Raw genomic sequence first — 18181 nt, 5'->3', positions numbered from 1 at the left:
TGCCCGATCTCGGGGATGATTCCGGTACTCCGACAGGATCCCCCGGAACAGCGGATCTCGCGAAAGGACCGCATGGGCACGATCGTCAGGAACGCTTTGCTCCCCGTTCGGTGGGGCGTCGGTATGGCGCTGATCTCGTGGCGATATCTGTGGCAGACGACTCCGCTGCATCGCACCGAAGTGCTGGTGGAAGCTGCTCCCGAGAACTCCGCTCCGGAGGTTGCCGAACACCTGCTGGACGAGCGCTGCCAACCGGATTCGGACGGTGCCGGCGAGCTCTACCACCGTCGCTTCAGGGTTCGGATCGAGGACAGCCGGTGCGCTGCCCGCGAACTCATGTCCGAGGTGAAGGAAGACCTCAACCGAGCGGCGCCGACGGAGGTCGTGCGTTTCCACAAGACTGGCGGCGCCATGGACGCCATGCGGCCGGGTGATGAGTTCGTCGTGCGCATGCCCGGCCCGTGGAACGGTCCCGTACGGGTCATCGAATGCGGTGACCAGCACTTTCGGTTCGTCACGTTGTGCGGGCACCTCGAAGCGGGCCAGATCGAGTTCCGGGTGTTCACGGAGGGCGCGGTCGTGTGGTTCGAGATCGAGACTTGGGCCAGGGCGAGCAGCGCGCTGGTGAACCTGCTCTACGCCAAGCTCCGGTTGGCGAAGGAGATGCAGCTGAACATGTGGGTCCGCTATTGCTTGGGCGTCGCGCGCCTGGCCGACGGTCGAGCACGTGGCGGAGTGCGGGTCGACACGCGCTGCGTCGCCGACGCCGCCCGAATCGAACGAGGCGGGGCCGTGCGGGACCGCCTCAGCTGGTGATGTCCTTTCGACGGAAGTACAGCACGGCCAGCGCCGCGCACGCGGACGCGTAGGCCAGTCCGGAGAACACGCCGTTGGCCAGTGCGGTCCATTCCACCTCGTTGGCCAGCAGGTCCACCCACGCCCGGGAGAAGTGCGTGGGTAGGTAATTCCGTATGTCGCCGAGGACGGTGATCTGGTCGAGGATGTGGGACAGGATCGACACCAGCACGGCGCCCCCGACCGCGCCGAGGGGTGCATCGGTCATGACACCGAGCCACAACGCCAAGCCCGCGATCCACATCAGGTGCACCGCGAGGTAGGCGACCACGCCGATCAGGCTGATCAGTCCGGCGGCGAACGGCAGGGTCTCGCCGTTCGGACTGATCAGCTCGGCCGTCCCGTACCAGGTGAGGCCCACAGCCAGCGCGGACGAGGTCAGCAGGCAGAGGCCGATCGCGGAAAGCAACGCCGAGACGATCGCCTTCTGCCGCAGCAGCCGTGAACGTGGGACGGGTGCGACGAGCAGGTACTTCAAGCTCGACCAGGAGGCTTCGCTGGCGACGGTGTCGCCGAAGAACAGTGCGACCATGACGACGAGCAGGACGTTGGTGGACGCGAACAGCGTGAACACCGCGAAGTTGAGTCCTCCGGAGGTGGCCAGACCGACCACGCTTCCGGGGCCCGGTCCACCGTCCCCGTTTTCGAACGCCAACAGCAGAAGCCCGGGCAGCACCGTCAGGAAAGCGAGCACCAGCCGGGTTCGCCTGCGCCGCAGTTGCCGCGCCAGCTCGACCGCGACGGGCATGGTGCGGTTGGCGCGGTAGCCTTCCACGCTGCCGTCCGGCTGGCTCGGGCGAACGGTCGTCCGGGCGAGGCCCTTCTCGGCTTCCGGCTCGATCGCTGCGGAACCGGCCGCTGCCGGTGAGCCGTCCTCCACAGTGCTCTCCGCGGAGACCGTCCCGGCTGCGTCCTCGGAGTCCGCGATGATCGGTTCCGCGTCGGCACCGTCCTGCGGGGCGTCGGCGTTGGCCTCGGGCGAGCCGGGCTTGTTCTCGCGCATCACTGCTGTTCCTCTCCGACCAGTTGCAGGAAGGCGTCTTCCAGCCGTCGCCGCGGTTCGACCCGGCTCACCAGGACGCCGGCGGCGACCAGCGCGTTCACCGCGATCGACGGACTGTGCCCGGCGAGTTCGGCGTGCACCTGGGCACCGTCGGCCTCGACCTCCCCGAGCCCTTCGAGCGCGCGCAGCGCTGTCACCGCCAGTGCGGGTTCGTCCACGTGGAACGTGACTTCTCCCTGGACGGCGCCGATCTCGTCCACGGCTCCACTCGTCACCAGTTGGCCCTGATGCATGACCATCACGTGCGTGCAGATCTGCTCGATCTCGCTGAGCAGGTGACTCGACAGGACAACCGCGCGGCCGGTGGCGGCGTAGCGGCGCAGGATCTCGCGCATCTGGCGGATCTGCGGTGGGTCGAGACCGTTTGTCGGTTCGTCGAGGATCAGCAGTTCGGGAAGGCCGAGCATGGACTGGGCGATCGCCAGTCGCTGTTTCATACCTCGGCTGTATTCGCCGACTCGACGGGTCTCGTGCTTCTCGAGCCCCGCGATCCGCAGGGTTTCTTCGACGCGGGCTTCCGCGGACGGACGCCCGGTGGCCGCCCAGTAGTAGTGCAGATTGTCCGCGCCGGACAGGTGCGGCAGGAAACCTGGCTCTTCGACCAGCGCACCGACCCGGGAGAGGACTGGTGCGCCGGGAAACACGCGATGCCCGAACACATGGACCTGTCCTGAACTGGGGTGCAGGAGTCCCAGCAACATGCGCAGGGTGGTCGTCTTCCCCGCCCCGTTCGGCCCGAGCAGCCCTACGATCTGGCCGCTCTCGACGCGGATGGAGAGTTTCTCGACGGCCGTGAATCCGTCGGGGTACGACTTGGTGAGTTCGGTGATCGCCAACGGGGTGGTGCCGAGAGCCGGGTCGGCGTTCTCGGAGTGCCTCCCGCGGATGGCCGCGAAGGCCCAGACCGCCAAGCCCAGCAGTGCGATGGTTCCGATGCCGAGAAGGGCCGGAACCGGAACTCCGTGACCGGTCGTGCTGGTGCCGCGCACGGAAGGTACAGACAGCGATTCGGAGCCGGCCAGATCGATCCGGTGCGCCGCCGGGGCGTCGGGTGTCGTGTAGGCCTGGTCGGTGGTCGTCACGGCCAGTTCGAGGTGATGACCGGCCTCCAGTGAGTGTACGATTCCGGGCAGTGCGACGTTGACCTCGACGGACGAGCCGTCGCGCGGGAGGTCCGACACGCGGATCGGTGAGACGGCGTTACCGGTGAGGTCTCGGTTTCCATCCGGGCCGACGTCGTAGAGCTTGGTGAACAGGACGGCCTCACCGGAGTTCGGCTGACCAGGCACGGATGCCACGGACAACCGGGTGAGCGGGACTCCGGAGATGACCAGTCTGCTGTCGGCGGGATCGGTGCTGAACACGGCGACCTGTCCGGGAATGTCCTTGGCCAGGGAGTGGCCGAAATCGTCCGCGGCCTCCTGGGCGGCGGAGGATCCGGGCAGTGAGCTGGTCGCAGCCGGTCGCCCGCCGGGCGGGTTGATCACCGTGGTGGCCTCGCCCTGCAGGTTCATCGAGAACCGGGGGGTGCGTGGCGAGTTCGTGCCCGGGTAGGTCGGTGCCACCATGCGGCGAACGGGGGCTTCGTCGTCGCCCCGTGGGTCCCCTTCGATCTCGTACTCGAATCCGGTGCCCGGATCGGAGACCGGAGACTTACCGGGTTCGCGCAGGTGAAACGCGAACCAGTCGGCGATCTCGTCGCGGAGTTCGGCGCTGGGAGCGCCTCCGTCGTGGCCACCGGCGTACCAGATCATCTTGACCTCACCGCCGGCTTCGGTGATCTGGCGCGCGTTGGCGTCCGCCTGGTCGAGGCCGAACAGCGTGTCCTGGGTGCCTTGCACGAGCAGGGTGGGCACGTCGATGTTGCTGGTGACGCTCTTCGGGGAGACCGAGTCGAGCAGGTCCGACGTCTGCCGGCTCGCTCGGCCGTTCTCGGCGACTTCGGTGTAGGTCCTGCACACCTCTCGAATGAAGTTCCCGCAGGTCAGGGGCATCTGTTTGGTGGGGGCGGTAGTGGGGCCCTCGCCTGCGCGGCGGGGCGTCGTTCCTCCGTCGGCGCTGTTGAGTGATTCGTCCGGTGGCGTGGTCGAGCCGTGCGTTGGTGTCGCGCCTGCGGAGAACAGCAGTCCCGCCCACGCTTCCTTGAACACGCCGCGACCGTCAGCGGAACCCGCCGCCGGCGAGTCGCCGGTGATCGGTTCCTCCGACGCCGCGTTCGGCAGCAGTGCCCGTCCGAGGTCGTTGTAGGTCATCACGGGGGCGATCGCGTCAACTCGCTCGTCGGAGCCGGCCAGCAGCAGGCTCAGGGCGCCCCCGTATGAGCTTCCGGTCACGCCGACCCTCGGGTCACCGTTGGCGTCCCGCAGGACCTCGGGCTGGCGGGCGAGCCAGTCGACGATCTGTCGCGCGTCGGTGACCTCGTAGTCCGGGGAGTTCAGGGCGATCCGGCCGGTGCTGTTGCCGAACCCGCGGGAGGAGTAGGTCAGCACCGTGAAGCCGCGTTCGGTGAGTTTCCGTGCCTGTTGCGTGACGCTGTTCTTGTCCTCGCCGAACCCGTGGGCCAGGATCACCGCCGGAGCGGGTGTTTCCGGTGGCGCGAAGAGGGTGACGTCGATCTGCGCCCGTCGGCTGTCGTTCGGACCGTCGACGACGTCGAGTAGCACGTGGCGCGGTGGTGCGGCTGCCGGTTCCTCGTCCTCATCGAGGGACCACAGCGACACGCCCGCGATCACGCAGGCGGCGAGAGCGATTGCCACGGCGGACAGCATCCGGTGGCGGCGACGGGGCGAGGACACGGCCCCGACAGTAGGGCACGGGGGAGGCAACGGATTCATCCTGACGCGGGCGAAAATGAAGACGCTATGAACCAGAAACCAAACAGAAACCGGACAGGTCCTCAGGTGGATCGTGGGTACACGACCGCATCCCCGCGTGCGGTCTCGCCGGCTTTGCGGCTGAGCGTCCGCAAGATCGGCGAGTGGGGCTGATCATAGTGGTTTTGGCCCACGGATCAAGTGTTCCGGGGGAAGATGGTGTGGACAACGCCGACGGTGTGAACTGTCGGCGGTTGGATTGCCGTGTGCGTGGCCGCCTCGTACGGTGCGTGTTCCAGTGGGCCCGTGCCGATAATCACCCTGGCTGGTGTTGTGGACGTTGCATGCGTGACAATCCTGTCGACGCTATGGAGGGGAGTATTCCTTCGCGGCGGCATCGTCATCACGGAACTCCCGGCCATTCCGCCGGCGATTCCCGGTGCTGTCGGCCGGCCTGTTGCCGGTGGAAGAGACCTCCGGTGCTGGCTTGTGCCCTAAACCGGAGGTGATCGATGGGTGCCGACATGATGTTGGCGCAGCCCGCTACGGACACATTGAGCGTGCCGTGGTGGGTCTGGGCCGCCACGCTCGGTGGTTTGGCCGTGTTGTTGTTGGTCGATCTGGTGATCGTCGACCGCAAGCCGCACGAGGTGACCACGGGCGAGGCGGCGAGGTGGGTCGCCTTCTACATCGCTTGTGGCGTGTTGTTCGGCGTCGGAGTGTGGATCTTCGGCGACGCGCACTTCGCGATCGAGTACTTCACCGGGTATCTCACCGAGTATTCGTTGAGCGTGGACAACTTGTTCATCTTCATGGTGATCATGGCGTCCTTCGCCGTCCCGTCGATCCACCAGCACCGGGTGCTGCTGGTCGGCATTCTCATCGCGCTGGTCATGCGCGGTATTTTCATCGCCGTCGGCGCGGCGTTGATCGCGAACTTCGTCTGGATCTTCTTCGTCTTCGGTGCGTTCCTGCTGTGGACCGCCTTCGGCATGATCCGCAAGGACGACGAGGCGGAAGGCGACAACGTCCTCGTGCGCTGGGTGCGCAAGGTGTTCCCGGTGACCGACGACTACCACGGTTCGAAGTCGTTCGTGAAGGTCAACGGCAAGCGCTACCTGACGCCGATGTTCGTGGTGATCATCGCGATCGGAAGTGCGGACCTGTTGTTCGCCGTCGACTCGATTCCGGCGATCTTCGGCATCACCCAGGACCCGTTCCTGGTTTTCGCGGCGAACGCGTTCGCCCTGATGGGTCTCCGGCAGCTGTACTTCCTGATCGGCGGGTTGGTGGACAAGCTCGTTTACCTGTCGGTGGGTCTGGCCGTCATCCTTTCCTTCATCGGAATCAAGCTGATCGTCCACGCTCTGCACGAGTACCACCTCGTACCGGAGTGGTTGGAGATCGCCAACTGGATGTCGCTGAGCTTCATCGTCGTGGTGCTCGTCATCACGACGTGGGCGAGTTTGGCCAAGTCCAAGCGGGCGGCCGAGGAGAAGGAAGTCGAATCGGCCTGATCCGTTCCGCGCGGGATCCGTCACGGATCCCGCGCGGCGGTTTCACCTGGGGCGGGGCCGGTATTCGGGAGAGTTCGAGAGGCCCGACGGTGGTTCGCCGCGCGGTACTCGTGCGGCTGTGCTTCCGGAAGTCCGTCCGGGCGAGAACTGCTAATCCAGCAGGGTGAAACTCAGTTCGTTGCAGACCCTGCCCAGCGGCAGGTCGAGGCCGGGATGGTCGAGCGGTAGCAGCACGTCCGGTGATTCCGGCAAGGCGGTCGCCGAGGGTGGATCCCACAGGCACAGCGACGGGTTGCCCGCGTCCATCGACGACCTGTACCAGAGCCCGTCGAGCTCCGGGTATGCGGCGCGGATGTTGCGCGCCCACGCCTGGGTGCGTTCCTTGGTGCCGTTGCTGATGGCCTGCGAAGCTCCCGCGCGGGTGGGCCATAGACCGGAGAGGTCGAGCAGCCGCAGCGTTCGACGGGGGCGGAACAGGACCAGGTACGGGCTGCGCGTCCGCCGGTCCACGGTCGAGGTCGCCTGGAAGACCTCCGCGATGCACGTGCGGACAGCCAACGAGAAGTAGAGCACCCCGTGTTCCCTGGTGACCGTGGGGCCGCCCTGGGTGTTGGGTACGTGCGGGTCGAAGCGCGCATGCGGGAGCGGACCGGCGTAGCGGAAGCTGTCCCATTGCTGGGGATGGTTGCCGCCCGAAGTGAACACGCGCACCAGTCTGGTGCCTGCGGGGACGGCGATGACGTCTTCGGTGCGACGGAGCATCGCTTGCAGCGCCGCAGGCGCGGGAGGCTGTGGAAGCCGTGCCATGAAGTTACCGGATTCGTTCGGGGCGCGGAGTGTGGCCGGTCAGGCGGGGTTGCCGATGACCGAGGCGAGCCGGGCCACGAGGTGCGCGCTCCCGCCTGCCATCAGCCACTCGCGCGGGCTCACCGGTCGTTCGGCGAGGTCCAGGTCTTCCTGCTGGGTGGTCATGAAGTTGGCCAGCACGAGAGCGGGCTGGTCGGCGGGCATTGCGGCCAGCACCGTTTCCAGCCCGGGCAGCACGTCGTCGTCGGTGAATTGCCACGCGGGCAATCGCCATCCGCCCCGGTCCTTCCAGCCGACGAGGTGGCCGTTGCTGATCCGGTGGCGGATGCGGCTGCTGTCGACGCCCACGCGGTCGGCGGCCTGGTTGACCGACAACGCGGTGTCGCGCAGGACCGCCTGCTCGGCGACCGTCCTGGCGCGCGGGTCGAACTCTTCGCTGTCGAGTGGAGTGAGGTCGAGGCCGGCTGCGGACAGAGCTTGCCGCTCGGAGTGCGTGAAGTGCGTGGCGGGGTCCGCGGCCGGTGTGGTGAGCCGTTTCGCGGCGCTTTCGACCTGGGAGAGGAACTCCTCGGCCGTGACCCGCAACCCGGCACGGGCCAGAATGGTCTCCAGCGCGAATGTCATACCCCCAGAGTATCGCGATCCGGGCCGAATGTGTGCGCGGACGTGCGCACCTTGATCAACGGCGCGACGGTCGTGCGGGCCGGATGCACCGAGTCGGACCCGGCTCGTGCGATGGGACGGCTGATGGGCGCGGGGGAGGGTTGACGGGAGCGGGGGACACGTCGTTGACTGGACGTACCGACTGGTCGGTCCGACGGAGGTGCGCGTGACGGACGTCTATGGTCAACGACCCTGGCTTGAGCTGTACAGCGAGAACCAACCGCACGAACTCGAGCCCGAGTACCCCAACATGCTCGCCATGTTCGCGGACACCGCGCGGAGTAGTCCCGACAAGGTCGCCGTCACCTACTTCGACGGGCGGCTGACCTACCGTGATCTCGACGAACTCAGCGACGGATTGGCCACATACCTCCTGGAACAGGGGTTCGCGGCCGGTGACCGGCTCGCGGTCTATCTGCAGAACGTTCCGCAGTTCGTGATCGCGCTGCTCGCGGGGTGGAAAGCCGGTGGCATCGTGGTCACGCTGAATCCGATGTACCGCTCCCACGAGCTGACGACCATTCTCGGCGACAGCCGACCCAGTGCGGTGATCTCCTCCGAACACGGCTGGCAAGACGTGTTGCGCCCGGTGGCCGCCGAAACGGCGGTGCGGATCGCGATCACGACCAGTGAACTCGACCTGCAGTGCAGGAACGATTCGCGCGTGTTCGCGAACCTGAACAGGAGCCCCTCGGTGGACGCCGCCGATCTGCTCGACGTCGCCGAGACTCGCCGCGGTGTCCGGCCGCCGGAGATCCAGCCGAGCCCGTCCGACCCGGCACTGCTCGTCTACACCTCCGGCACCAGCGGAGTGCCCAAGGGGGCTGTGAACACGCACGGCAACGTCACATTCAACTCCGAGGGCTTCAAGGCACGCCTCGAATTCGGCGAGGACACCGGCGTTTTCGGCATGGCACCGCTGTTCCACATCACCGGGATGGTCTGCCAGCTCGGCGCGGCGATCGCGTTGCGGGGGCGCCTCGACTTGGCCTATCGCTTTCAGCCCGAGGTCGTGCTCGATGCGCTCCGCGAGCACGGGCCGGATTACATGATCGGACCCTCGACGGCGTACATGGCCCTGATGAACCGTCCGGAGGCGACCGCCGAGCACTTCGCGTCGCTCCAACTGGTCTATTCCGGCGGTGCGCCGTTGCCCTCCGCCGTGGTCGAGTCCTTCCGCGACCGATTCGGGCACTACATCCGCAACGGGTACGGGCTCACCGAGACCACGGCGACCGCCACCTCGGTGCCAGGACATCTGGAAGCTCCGGTCGACGAAGCATCGGGCACGCTCAGCGTCGGACTGCCGACGTTCAACACCGTTCTGCGAATCGTGGACGATTCCGGGGCGGACCTGCCCGTGGGCGAGGTCGGCGAGATCGTCATCGAGGGTCCGATGGTGGTTGCCGAGTACTGGAACAAGCCGGAGGCCACCGAGGCGGGAATCCCGGACGGACGGCTACTCACCGGCGATGTCGGCTTCATGGACGCACGGGGCTGGTTCTACGTCGTGGACCGGAAGAAGGACATGATCAGTGCTTCCGGGTTCAAGGTGTGGCCGCGTGAGGTCGAGGACGTGCTCTACGCCCACCCGGCGGTCCGGGAAGCAGCCGTGGTCGGAGTGCCCGATACCTACCGGGGCGAATCGGTCAAGGCCTACGTCAGCCTCGCCGCGGACGTGTCCACGACCGAGAGCGAACTCGTGAACCACTGCCGGGAGCAGCTCGCCGCCTACAAGTACCCGCGCAGCATCGAAGTTCTCGATGACCTGCCCAAGACCACGACCGGCAAGATTCTCCGGCGTCAGCTGCGCGAGAGCGCGCGGTGAGGGCCGGAGTGCAATTCGGACAGATCCGTTGTGATGAAAGGGAACGAATGAGCAAGCGTTTCGACGGTCGGGTGGCGATCGTGACCGGTTCCAGCCGCGGCATCGGCTTGGGCATCGCCGAACGTCTGGTCGCCGAAGGCGCCAAGGTGTGCATCACGGCTCGCAAACCCGATGCGCTCGAAGAGGCCGTGCAGAGCCTCGGCGGACCGGAGCACGCGATGGCGGTAGCGGGCAAGGCCGATGATCCGGAACACCAGCGGGAAGCGGTCGCCAAGACGCTGGAATCCTTCGGGCGCGTCGACATGTTGGTGAACAACACCGGGATCAATCCCGCGTACGGGCCGATGATCGACCTGGATCAGGAAGTGGCGCGCAAGACCCTCGAGGTGAACGTGCTCGGTGCGCTCGCCTGGACCCAGCAGGTGCACCGGCAGTGGATGAGCGAGCACGGTGGTTCGGTGCTCAACGTGGCTTCGGTGGCCGGGCTCAAACCCGCTCCGGGAATCGGTTTCTACGGTGCCACCAAGGCTGCTCTGGCACACATGACCCAGGAGCTCGCGGTGGAACTCGGGCCCTCCGTCCGCGTGAACGCGGTCGCACCGGCCGTGGTCAAGACCCAGTTCGCGACCGCGCTCTACGAGGGCAGGGAAGAAGAGGTCGCGGCGCAGTATCCGTTGGGGCGGTTGGGAGTTCCGTCGGACGTCGGCGGGGCGGCTTCCTTCCTGCTCTCGGATGAAGCGTCCTGGATCACTGGACAGATCCTGGTGCTCGACGGCGGGGTCACCCTCACCGGCGGCGTGTGACCGCTCAGCCGCACCGCTGCCACAGCGGCGGTGCGGTGTTCGGGGAGGTATCGACAAGAAGGGATCGGCGAGCATGGAACTGTCCGACGCGGTGGTCGTGATCACCGGGGCTGGAAACGGAATCGGTGCCGCGATGAGCCGGAACTTCGCGCGGCGCGGCGCTCGTGTCGTGGTCAACGATCTGGACGCGGACGCGGTGCGCGAGGTGGCCCGGGAAGTCGGTGGTCTGGCCGTACCCGGCGATGCGGCGAGTGAGGACGGTGCGCGCGGGCTCGTCGATGCCGCGATCGAGCGCTACGGCCGGATCGACATGTTCTGCGCCAACGCCGGGGTCGCACACGAGGGCGGGCCGGAAGCTCCCGAAGACCTTTGGGAGAAGTCGTGGGAGATCAACGTGATGGCCCACGTCCGGGCGGCTCGTGCGGTCCTGCCGCACTGGCTGGAGCAGGGGCACGGACACTTCCTCGCGACCGTCTCCGCGGCGGGTCTGCTGACGATGCTGGGCGCTGCCCCCTATTCGGTGACCAAGCACGGTGCGCTGGCGTTCGCGGAGTGGATGTCGGTGACCTACGGTGATCGGGGAATCACGGCGCAGGCACTGTGCCCGCAGGGTGTCCGAACGAACATGCTGGGCAACACCGGCGAGAAGGGTGAGAAGCTCCTCGGCAAGGAGGCGATCGAGCCGGAGCAGGTCGCCGAGGAGGTCGTCGAAGCGTTGGGGGACAAGCGTTTCCTCGTCCTCCCGCATCCCGAGGTCGCGGATTACTACGCCGCGCGCGCCGCTGATCCGATGCGGTGGCAAGGCGGTATGCGGAAGTTGCGGCGTGGTCTGGACAATGCTTGAGGACGGGATCGGCCGGTCACGGCTCGCCGCGATCGACCGATCCGCTTATCGGCGGACGTGAGTGGAAGAGGGGCACATGGTGCGGACCGGGGAAGGTGCTGAGGCGGGGGCCGGTGCCGCACGGGCGGAGGCCGGGACCGTGCCGGAGCGGTTGATGTCGGCGGCGACCCGGCTGTTCGCCGAGTACGGATTCGAAACGACCTCGGTGCAGCAGATCGTCGATGCCGCCGGTGTCACCAAGGGGGCGATGTACCACTACTTCGGCTCCAAGGATGACCTGCTCTACGAGATCTACGCCCGCCTGTTGCGGGTGCAGACCGCGCGCATGGAGGCGGCGGCGAGCAGCACCGAGCCGGTGGCCCGGCGGTTGCACGCGGTGGCAGCGGATGTCGTCGCGACCACCACGGCCAATCTCGACGACACGGTGATCTTCTTCCGCTCGATGCACCTGTTGCATTCGGACAAGCGCGCCGAGGTTCGCGCGGAGCGTCGGCGTTACCACGAGCGCGTCCGCGAGCTGATCGAAGAGGGGCAGGCGGACGGCACGTTCCGGCCGGACAAACCCGCCGAGCTCGTGGTGGATTATTTCTTCGGCGCTGTTCACCATCTCGGTACTTGGTACCGGAAAGAAGGGGAGTGGAGCGGCGAGCAGATCGGTGAGCACTTCGCGGATCTGCTGCTCGCGTCGCTCCGTCCCTGAGGGTCGTTCGGCGGCTCGGTTCCTGGTTCGAGCGGTGTACACCGCCGGGCCCGACGATTAGCATACCGACTAGTCGGTACACGGAGGTGTGTGTGAAGGCGTGGCAGCTCAACGAGCTCGGCGAGCCGCAGGATGTGCTTCGGCTCCAAGAACTTTCCGATCCACGACCAGGGCCGAACCAGGTGGTCGTTCGCGTCAAAGCCAGCCCGATCAACTTTCCGGACGTGCTGTTGTGTCGCGGCGAGTATCAGATGAAGCCGCCGCTCCCGTTCATCCCGGGCGTCGAACTCTGCGGCGAGATCGTCGAGGTCGGATCCGAGGTCACCGGCCTGTTGCCGGGGGAGCGCGTGATCGGCGGCTCCGCGATGCCCAGCGGTGCCTTCGGTGAGTACGCGGTCATGGACGCCCAACGGACCCTTCCCGCTCCCGACGCGCTCTCGGACGCCGAGGCCTCGTCGCTGTTCATCGGGTACCAGACGGGTTGGTTCGGTCTGCATCGACGGGCCGGCTTGCAGCGCGGCGAGACGCTGCTGGTGCACGCGGCCGCGGGCGGGGTCGGCAGTGCTGCCATCCAGCTGGGCAAAGCGGCAGGCGCCACCGTCATCGGTGTGGTCGGCGGCTCGGACAAGGCCGAGGTCGCCAGGAACCTCGGTGCCGACATCGTCGTGGACAGGCACGAGGAGGACTTCGTCGCGGTGGTCAAGGAAGCCACCGGAGGCCGAGGGGCCGACGTCGTCTACGACCCCGTCGGCGGAGACACCTACATGCGTTCGACGAAGTGCATCGCCTTCGAAGGACGGATCCTGATCATCGGTTTCGCCGGGGGGACGATCCAGACCCCGGGGCTCAACCATGCGTTGATCAAGAACTACTCGATCGTCGGCCTGCACTGGGGTCTCTACAACGAACGGGATCCGCAGTCGATCCGGCGCGCGCACGATGATCTCTGCGGATTGGCCGATTCCGGCGCTGTGCGACCGCTGGTCAGCGAAGAGGTTCCGTTGGCGAACCTGGCCGAGGCCGTGCAGCGCGTCGGGGACGGCAAGACGGTCGGCCGGGTCGCCTACCGCGCAACGACCGGCGGCTGAGCACACAGCGGTACCGCTCGGCGGCTGAACGCACACCGGAATGTTGCGCCGCACCGGTCCGCTCGAACCGGCTCGGCGAACCGTGGACGTGGCGTTGTTGGTGGGCGGGTGCTTCACATTCGCCCACCAACGACTTCGAACCGGAGCGCACAGGTGGGTTCGGACAGCCTCGGTCGGGGAGCACGTGCAGCGCCCGGAGGACCTGCGCTGGAGGGACCGGTTTCTTCGGGGGTGTGCCGGTTCAGGGCATTTGATCGCGTGAAGCTGGGCTGAACGGGTGTTGCTCCGTGCGGCAGGTTGGTCCATGCCGTCGTTCGTGCAAGCATCGCCGCATGGTCCGCAACGAGCGGTTGCGATCCGCGCGAGAAGCCGTCCCCTCGCGCAGATTGCCTGGGGAATGCTTGTCACGCCAGGAGTTGGCCGACGCGGTCAACGCCTGGCTGCACCACCACACCAATCGCGCCGGTGCCCTCGACGCGCACTACGTCGCGCGTTTGGAGCGGGGTGCGGTCCGCTGGCCGGGGCGGGAGTATCGCGCCGGGTTCCGCGCGATCCTGGGCGTGGGAACGGATTCCGCGCTCGGTTTCCTGCCGCCGAACCGAGCACGGTCGGCGCTGCGCGACGCACCCGGCAACGGGCCGAGCATCACTCCGGTCCCGGAAGGCCACGTGGAGCCGCACGAGGACGAACGGCTGTCCGCCGTCAGGGGCTTCCCACGCAGGACCGATGCCGCCGCGCTCGACTCGCTTGCCCGGGTACTGGCCGGGATCCGGAAGTTGGAAGACGAAACCAGCGCCGCCGACGTGCTGCCGAGCGTGCTTGCCCAGCGCGCCCTGGTCGACCGGATGGTCGCCGACGCGCGCGGGCGGATCCGGCAGCAGGCGGTCGGCCTGTCCTCGGAGATCGCCCAGTACCTCGGCTGGCTCTACGTGCCGAGCCGGCTGTGGGAGGTCGCGCTCCGGCACTTCGACCGCGCGGTCGCGCTCGCGCTGGAAGCCGACGACCCGCTGCGCCTGGCCACGGCGCTTTCGTTCCAAGCCGATGTCGCCATGCGCACCGGCGATCTGCGCACTGCGCAAGCACTCGCCGAGGCCGCGGGGCGGGACACTCGAGTCAACATCGGTCTGCGCACCTACCTGGTGTTCCAGCGCGCCGAGATCGTGGCGAAGCGCGGTGATCGTTCGGAGGCGGCGAGGTTGCTCATCGAGGCCGATCGAATGGTCGAGGCGTTGCCCCCCGCTCGGGAACTGCCGAGGTCGGGCTACTGGTACACGCCGGGTTTTTTCCTCGGCCAACGCGCTCTCGTGCTCCGGGAGCTCGGCGATGTGCAGGCCGCCAAGGACTCGGCGACCGCCTCGATGGCGGAGATGCCAGACGAGTGGGCGGATTCCGAATGGGCGGCCTGCAGGCGGGCGCTGATCGAGGCGTAGGGCGTGGAGGAGAGCGGCACCCGGACCTCTGTCGAGTTCCGGGTGCCGTCGGTTCTCGATTCAGAAGAGCACGCGGGTCAGGCTCTCCGCGATGCACGCCGGCTTGTCGGCACCCTCGATCTCGATGGTGACGTCGACAGTCAGCTGCAGGCCCCCGGAGATCTCCGTGACCTCGGTGAGCTCGGTGTGCGACCGCACCCGCGAACCAACGCGGACCGGGCTGGGGAACCGTACCTTGTTGAGGCCGTAGTTGATCCCCATCTTGACGTCCTCGAACCGGTAGGTCTGGGAGTTGAGGTGGGGTAGCAGGCTCAACGTGAGGAACCCGTGGGCGATCGTGCCGCCGAACGGTCCCTGCTCGGCCCGCTCGGCATCCACGTGGATCCACTGGTGGTCGTGGGTGGCGTCGGCGAACTGGTTGACCTGCTCCTGGGTGATGGTCAGCCAATCACTGCTGCCGAGCTTCTCGCCTTTCGCGGCGACGATCTGCTCGGGAGTGGCGAAAACCCGCATGCGAACTCCTCGGGACTGCTCTTTTCGATGTGGACGCTGCGGTGGGTCGGGTGGCGGAACCCCACCCGACCCACCGTGGTGGCGCTGCGCGCGCGTGGCCGCGCGCGCAGCGATCAGCTTGCCGTGGGCGCTTCGATGTCGACCAGCGTGGCGATGTGCGCGCGGTGCCGTTCGGCGATGCCGAAGGTGAGCTGGGAACTCTTGGCCCGGCCGAGGTACAGGTGGGTGGGGTGTTCCCAGGTCATTCCGATTCCACCGTGCAGCTGCAAGGATTCCTCGGCCGCCAGCACGACCACGTCCGAGCAGTACGCCTGCGCCACCGCCACTGCCAGCTCGCCTTCCGCATCGGCGCGAGCGAGCGCGTCGGCGGCGTTGCGGGCGGCAGCACGAGCCGTGCTCACCCCGGTCCACAAGTCCGCGAGCCGATGCTTGACGGCTTGGAAGGAGCCGATCCGGCGACCGAACTGGTACCGGGTCTGCACGTACTCCACAGTGGCGTCCAGGCAGTGCTGGGCCAGTCCGGCCTGTTCGGAGGCGAGGATCCCCGCGCCGGTGAGCAGAGCTCGACGCAGGATCCGCTCGGCGTCGTCACCGCGGGCGATCTCCTCCCCGACCGCACCGTCGAGGGTGAGCCTGCCGATGCGGCGGGTCAGGTCCAGCGGCGTCAACGGTTGGACGGACACCCCGGCAGCGGTCAGGTCGAGCCAGTGCAGCGCGGGGCCATCGGGTCCGGAAACCGGGACGAGAGCCGAATCGGCGACCTCGAGGTCGACAACCGCGTTGACCGTGCCGGACAACGAGCCGCCGTCGGCGCGGACAGCGGTGGGGAACTCGGCGAAGGGCGGGGTGGTCAGTCCGACGGCGAGCGTGGCCACGTGCGCACCGCCGGCCAGCCGGGGCAGGACCTCGGCGGCCTTCGGCTGCCGCGAACACTCCACCAGGGCCGCGGTGGTGAGCACGTTGCCGAGGAACGGCACGGGTGCTACCGCTCGCCCGAGTTCCTCGGCGACCACGGCAAGTTCTCGGGCACTAGCGCCCGCACCACCCGCGGATTCGGGCACGAGCAGCGAGGCCAATCCCATCTCGTCGGCCAGCGTGCGCCACAGCGCGAGGTCGTAGGGCTCGTCGCTCTCACACCTCGCGAGCACGTCGGTCCAGTCGCAGCGCTGCTGGGCCAACCTGCGCACGTTGTCGCGGAGGTCGTCCTCGACCTCGTTGTAGAGCAGGTCCGAAGAAGTCAACGCGGCAGCTCCTTCCACGGAACGTCCTTGTCGGCACGGGGTTCGGGAGGCAGCCCGAGGACGCGCTCCGCGATGATGTTGCGGAGCACCTCCGAAGTGCCGCCCTCGATGGAGTTGCCCTTTGCCCGCAGATAGCGGTAACCGCCGTCGCGAGCGGTGAGGTCCGTGATCTCCGGGCGTCGGAACGTCCAGTCTTCGTAGGTCAGTCCCTGTTCGCCGAGCAGTTCGAGTTCGTAACCGGAGATCTCCTGGTTCAACCTGGCGAACGAGAGTTTGGCCGCGGATCCCTCCGGGCCGGGGGCGCCGACGGCGAGCTGCTGGCGCAGCCGTTCTCCGGTCAACCGGGTGGCTTCGGCATCCACCCACAACCGCAGCAGTCGATCGTGCATTCCGCTGGTGCGCAGTTCGGGATTGCGCCGCCAAGCGTCGGCGACGATCCCGATCATTCCCGATTCACGGGCGGTGTTGCTGCCGCCGATGGCCACGCGCTCGTTCATGAGGGTGCCCATCGCGACTTCCCAGCCCTGTCCGACTTCGCCGAGGCGCTGCGAGTCCGGGATGCGGGCGCCGGAGAGGAATACCTCGTTGAACTCGGCCTCGCCGGTGAGCTGGCGCAGCGGGCGCACTTCCACACCGGGATCGGTCATGTCGCAGATGAAGTAGGTCAGACCCTTGTGCTTGGGCAGGTCCGGATCGGTGCGAGCGACCAGGATGGCCCACCGGGCGCTGTGCGCCAGCGAAGTCCACACCTTCTGCCCGTCGACTATCCAGTCGTCACCGTCGCGAACAGCACGGGTCGACAGCGCGGCGAGGTCCGATCCGGCGCCGGGCTCACTGAACAGCTGGCACCAGATCTCCTCGCCCGTCCACAGTGGACGCAAGTACCGCTCGCGCTGTTCGTGCGAGCCGAACCGCAGGATCGTCGGAGCGGCCATGCCGAGTCCGATGGAGTTCTTGCGCGGGCTGTTGTTCGGGGCTCCGGCGGCGGCGAATTCTTCCTCCACCACGGGCTGCAGCGCACGCGGGGCGTCCATGCCACCGAATTCGCGCGGGTAGTGGACCCATGCCAGCCCGGCGTCGAAACGTGCCCGCAGGAAGGTGAGGGGCTCCGTCGAAGCAGGATCGTGCTCGGACAGGAAGTCCCGAACACGGTTGCGAAGTTCGTCCTCGTCGACCATTGTCGGACTCCTCAAGCTTTCGGGCCGCCGGCGACGTAGATGACCTGGCCGGAGACGAAGCCGGCCTGCTCACCCGCGAAGAACGACACGGTGTTGGCGATGTCCTCGGGGGCGCCCGCGCGGGCGACCGGGATCTGCGCGACGGCGGCCTTGGTGAACTCCTCGAAGGAAACGCCCACCCGCTCGGCGGTCGCCTTGGTCATGTCGGTGGCGATGAACCCGGGGGCGATGGCGTTGACGGTCACGCCGAACTTGCCGAGCTCGATCGACAGGGTCTTCGTCAGCCCCTGCAGACCGGCCTTGGCCGTCGAGTAGTTGGCCTGGCCGCGGTTGCCGAGGGCGGAGGTGCTGGAGAGGTTGACGATGCGCCCCCATTTCGCCTCGGTCATGTACTTCTGGGCAGCCCTGCTCATCAGGAACGCCCCCCGCAGGTGGACCGACATCACGGTGTCCCAGTCGTCCTCGGACATCTTGAACAGCATGTTGTCCCGGAGCACCCCGGCGTTGTTGACCAGCACCAGCGGGGCGCCCAGCTCCTCGGCGACGCGGGTGACCGCGGCGTCGACCTGCGCGGCGTCGCTGACGTCGGCCCCGACAGCCACTGCCCTGCCACCGTCGGACTCGATGGCCGAGACCGTTTCGGCGCACTGCTTCTCGTCCAGGTCCACGACCCCGACCGAGTAGCCGTCTGCCGCGAGCCGCTTCGCCGTCGCCGCGCCGATGCCGCGTGCTGCTCCGGTGACGATGGCGGCGCGGCCGGTGGCGTTCGGATTCGACATGTTGGTGCTCCCTGTTCGTATTCGGTGGTGCGAGTTTTACGTGATTCCGGTTGGGGGAC

The 18181-nt window shown here is 67.4% G+C and carries 16 protein-coding genes; 8 read left to right on the top strand and 8 right to left on the bottom strand.

The features are described from left to right. The first annotated feature begins 72 nt into the window (after positions 1-72). Entirely contained in the window at positions 73-816 is a 744-nt protein-coding gene (locus ACYVAN_RS22305; protein WP_460962733.1) for a DUF1990 family protein, read from the top strand. Here the strand turns inward: ACYVAN_RS22305 and ACYVAN_RS22300 are convergent. Next, entirely contained in the window at positions 806-1858 is a 1053-nt protein-coding gene (locus ACYVAN_RS22300) for an ABC transporter permease (protein ID WP_460962731.1), read from the bottom strand. The genes ACYVAN_RS22305 and ACYVAN_RS22300 overlap by 11 nt on opposite strands. Then, positions 1858-4674 (bottom strand): CocE/NonD family hydrolase, encoded by a 2817-nt coding sequence (locus ACYVAN_RS22295; protein WP_460962729.1) that lies wholly within the window; start codon positions 4672-4674, stop codon positions 1858-1860. The genes ACYVAN_RS22300 and ACYVAN_RS22295 overlap by 1 nt, the downstream gene beginning before the upstream one ends. A 569-nt stretch (positions 4675-5243) precedes the next feature. On the opposite strand from ACYVAN_RS22295, the gene ACYVAN_RS22290 reads away from it, so the two are divergent. After that, entirely contained in the window at positions 5244-6248 is a 1005-nt protein-coding gene (locus ACYVAN_RS22290; RefSeq protein ID WP_460962727.1) for a TerC family protein, read from the top strand. A gap of 150 nt (positions 6249-6398) precedes the next feature. Here ACYVAN_RS22290 and ACYVAN_RS22285 read toward each other — a convergent pair whose 3' ends face one another. After that, complete coding sequence (locus tag ACYVAN_RS22285; protein WP_460962725.1) at positions 6399-7055, bottom strand: RES family NAD+ phosphorylase; 657 nt, start codon at positions 7053-7055, stop codon at positions 6399-6401. A 39-nt stretch (positions 7056-7094) separates the two neighbouring features. Further along, positions 7095-7679, bottom strand: coding sequence for a hypothetical protein (locus ACYVAN_RS22280; protein ID WP_460962723.1), 585 nt, complete (start codon positions 7677-7679; stop codon positions 7095-7097). Between the two features lie 205 nt (positions 7680-7884). Between ACYVAN_RS22280 and ACYVAN_RS22275 the strand changes: the two genes are divergently transcribed. The 6 genes from ACYVAN_RS22275 (at position 7885) to ACYVAN_RS22250 (ending at position 14411) form a co-directional block, all read left to right on the top strand. Continuing rightward, on the top strand, positions 7885-9546 hold the full coding sequence (locus ACYVAN_RS22275; protein ID WP_460962721.1) for a class I adenylate-forming enzyme family protein: 1662 nt from the start codon (positions 7885-7887) through the stop codon (positions 9544-9546). A 47-nt stretch (positions 9547-9593) separates the two neighbouring features. Beyond that, positions 9594-10349, top strand: a complete 756-nt coding sequence (locus ACYVAN_RS22270; RefSeq protein WP_460962719.1) for an SDR family oxidoreductase — start codon at positions 9594-9596, stop codon at positions 10347-10349. A gap of 73 nt (positions 10350-10422) precedes the next feature. Then, positions 10423-11193 (top strand): SDR family oxidoreductase, encoded by a 771-nt coding sequence (locus tag ACYVAN_RS22265; protein ID WP_460962717.1) that lies wholly within the window; start codon positions 10423-10425, stop codon positions 11191-11193. Positions 11194-11269: 76 nt separating this feature from the next. Beyond that, positions 11270-11893 carry a TetR/AcrR family transcriptional regulator gene (locus ACYVAN_RS22260; RefSeq protein ID WP_460962715.1) on the top strand — a complete coding sequence of 208 codons (624 nt, stop codon included), beginning with the start codon at positions 11270-11272 and terminating at the stop codon, positions 11891-11893. 92 nt (positions 11894-11985) lie between these two features. After that, positions 11986-12981 (top strand): NADPH:quinone oxidoreductase family protein, encoded by a 996-nt coding sequence (locus ACYVAN_RS22255; protein WP_460962713.1) that lies wholly within the window; start codon positions 11986-11988, stop codon positions 12979-12981. A gap of 401 nt (positions 12982-13382) precedes the next feature. Next, positions 13383-14411: a hypothetical protein gene (locus ACYVAN_RS22250; protein WP_460962711.1), complete on the top strand. Its 1029-nt coding sequence runs from the start codon at positions 13383-13385 to the stop codon at positions 14409-14411. Positions 14412-14471: 60 nt separating this feature from the next. Here the strand turns inward: ACYVAN_RS22250 and ACYVAN_RS22245 are convergent, their stop codons facing one another. From ACYVAN_RS22245 to fabG, 4 genes are all read right to left on the bottom strand, one after another. Next, positions 14472-14924, bottom strand: coding sequence for a MaoC family dehydratase (locus ACYVAN_RS22245; RefSeq protein ID WP_460962709.1), 453 nt, complete (start codon positions 14922-14924; stop codon positions 14472-14474). Between the two features lie 113 nt (positions 14925-15037). After that, positions 15038-16165 (bottom strand): acyl-CoA dehydrogenase family protein, encoded by a 1128-nt coding sequence (locus ACYVAN_RS22240; RefSeq protein ID WP_460962707.1) that lies wholly within the window; start codon positions 16163-16165, stop codon positions 15038-15040. Beyond that, on the bottom strand, positions 16162-17343 hold the full coding sequence (locus ACYVAN_RS22235) for an acyl-CoA dehydrogenase family protein (RefSeq protein WP_460962705.1): 1182 nt from the start codon (positions 17341-17343) through the stop codon (positions 16162-16164). The genes ACYVAN_RS22240 and ACYVAN_RS22235 overlap by 4 nt, the downstream gene beginning before the upstream one ends. An 11-nt stretch (positions 17344-17354) precedes the next feature. Continuing rightward, positions 17355-18122 carry a 3-oxoacyl-ACP reductase FabG gene (gene fabG / locus ACYVAN_RS22230; protein WP_460962703.1) on the bottom strand — a complete coding sequence of 256 codons (768 nt, stop codon included), beginning with the start codon at positions 18120-18122 and terminating at the stop codon, positions 17355-17357. Positions 18123-18181: the final 59 nt, after the last annotated feature.

Source organism: Parasphingorhabdus pacifica (assembly GCF_054779195.1).
This window is presented reverse-complemented; position numbering and strand designations above follow the sequence as displayed.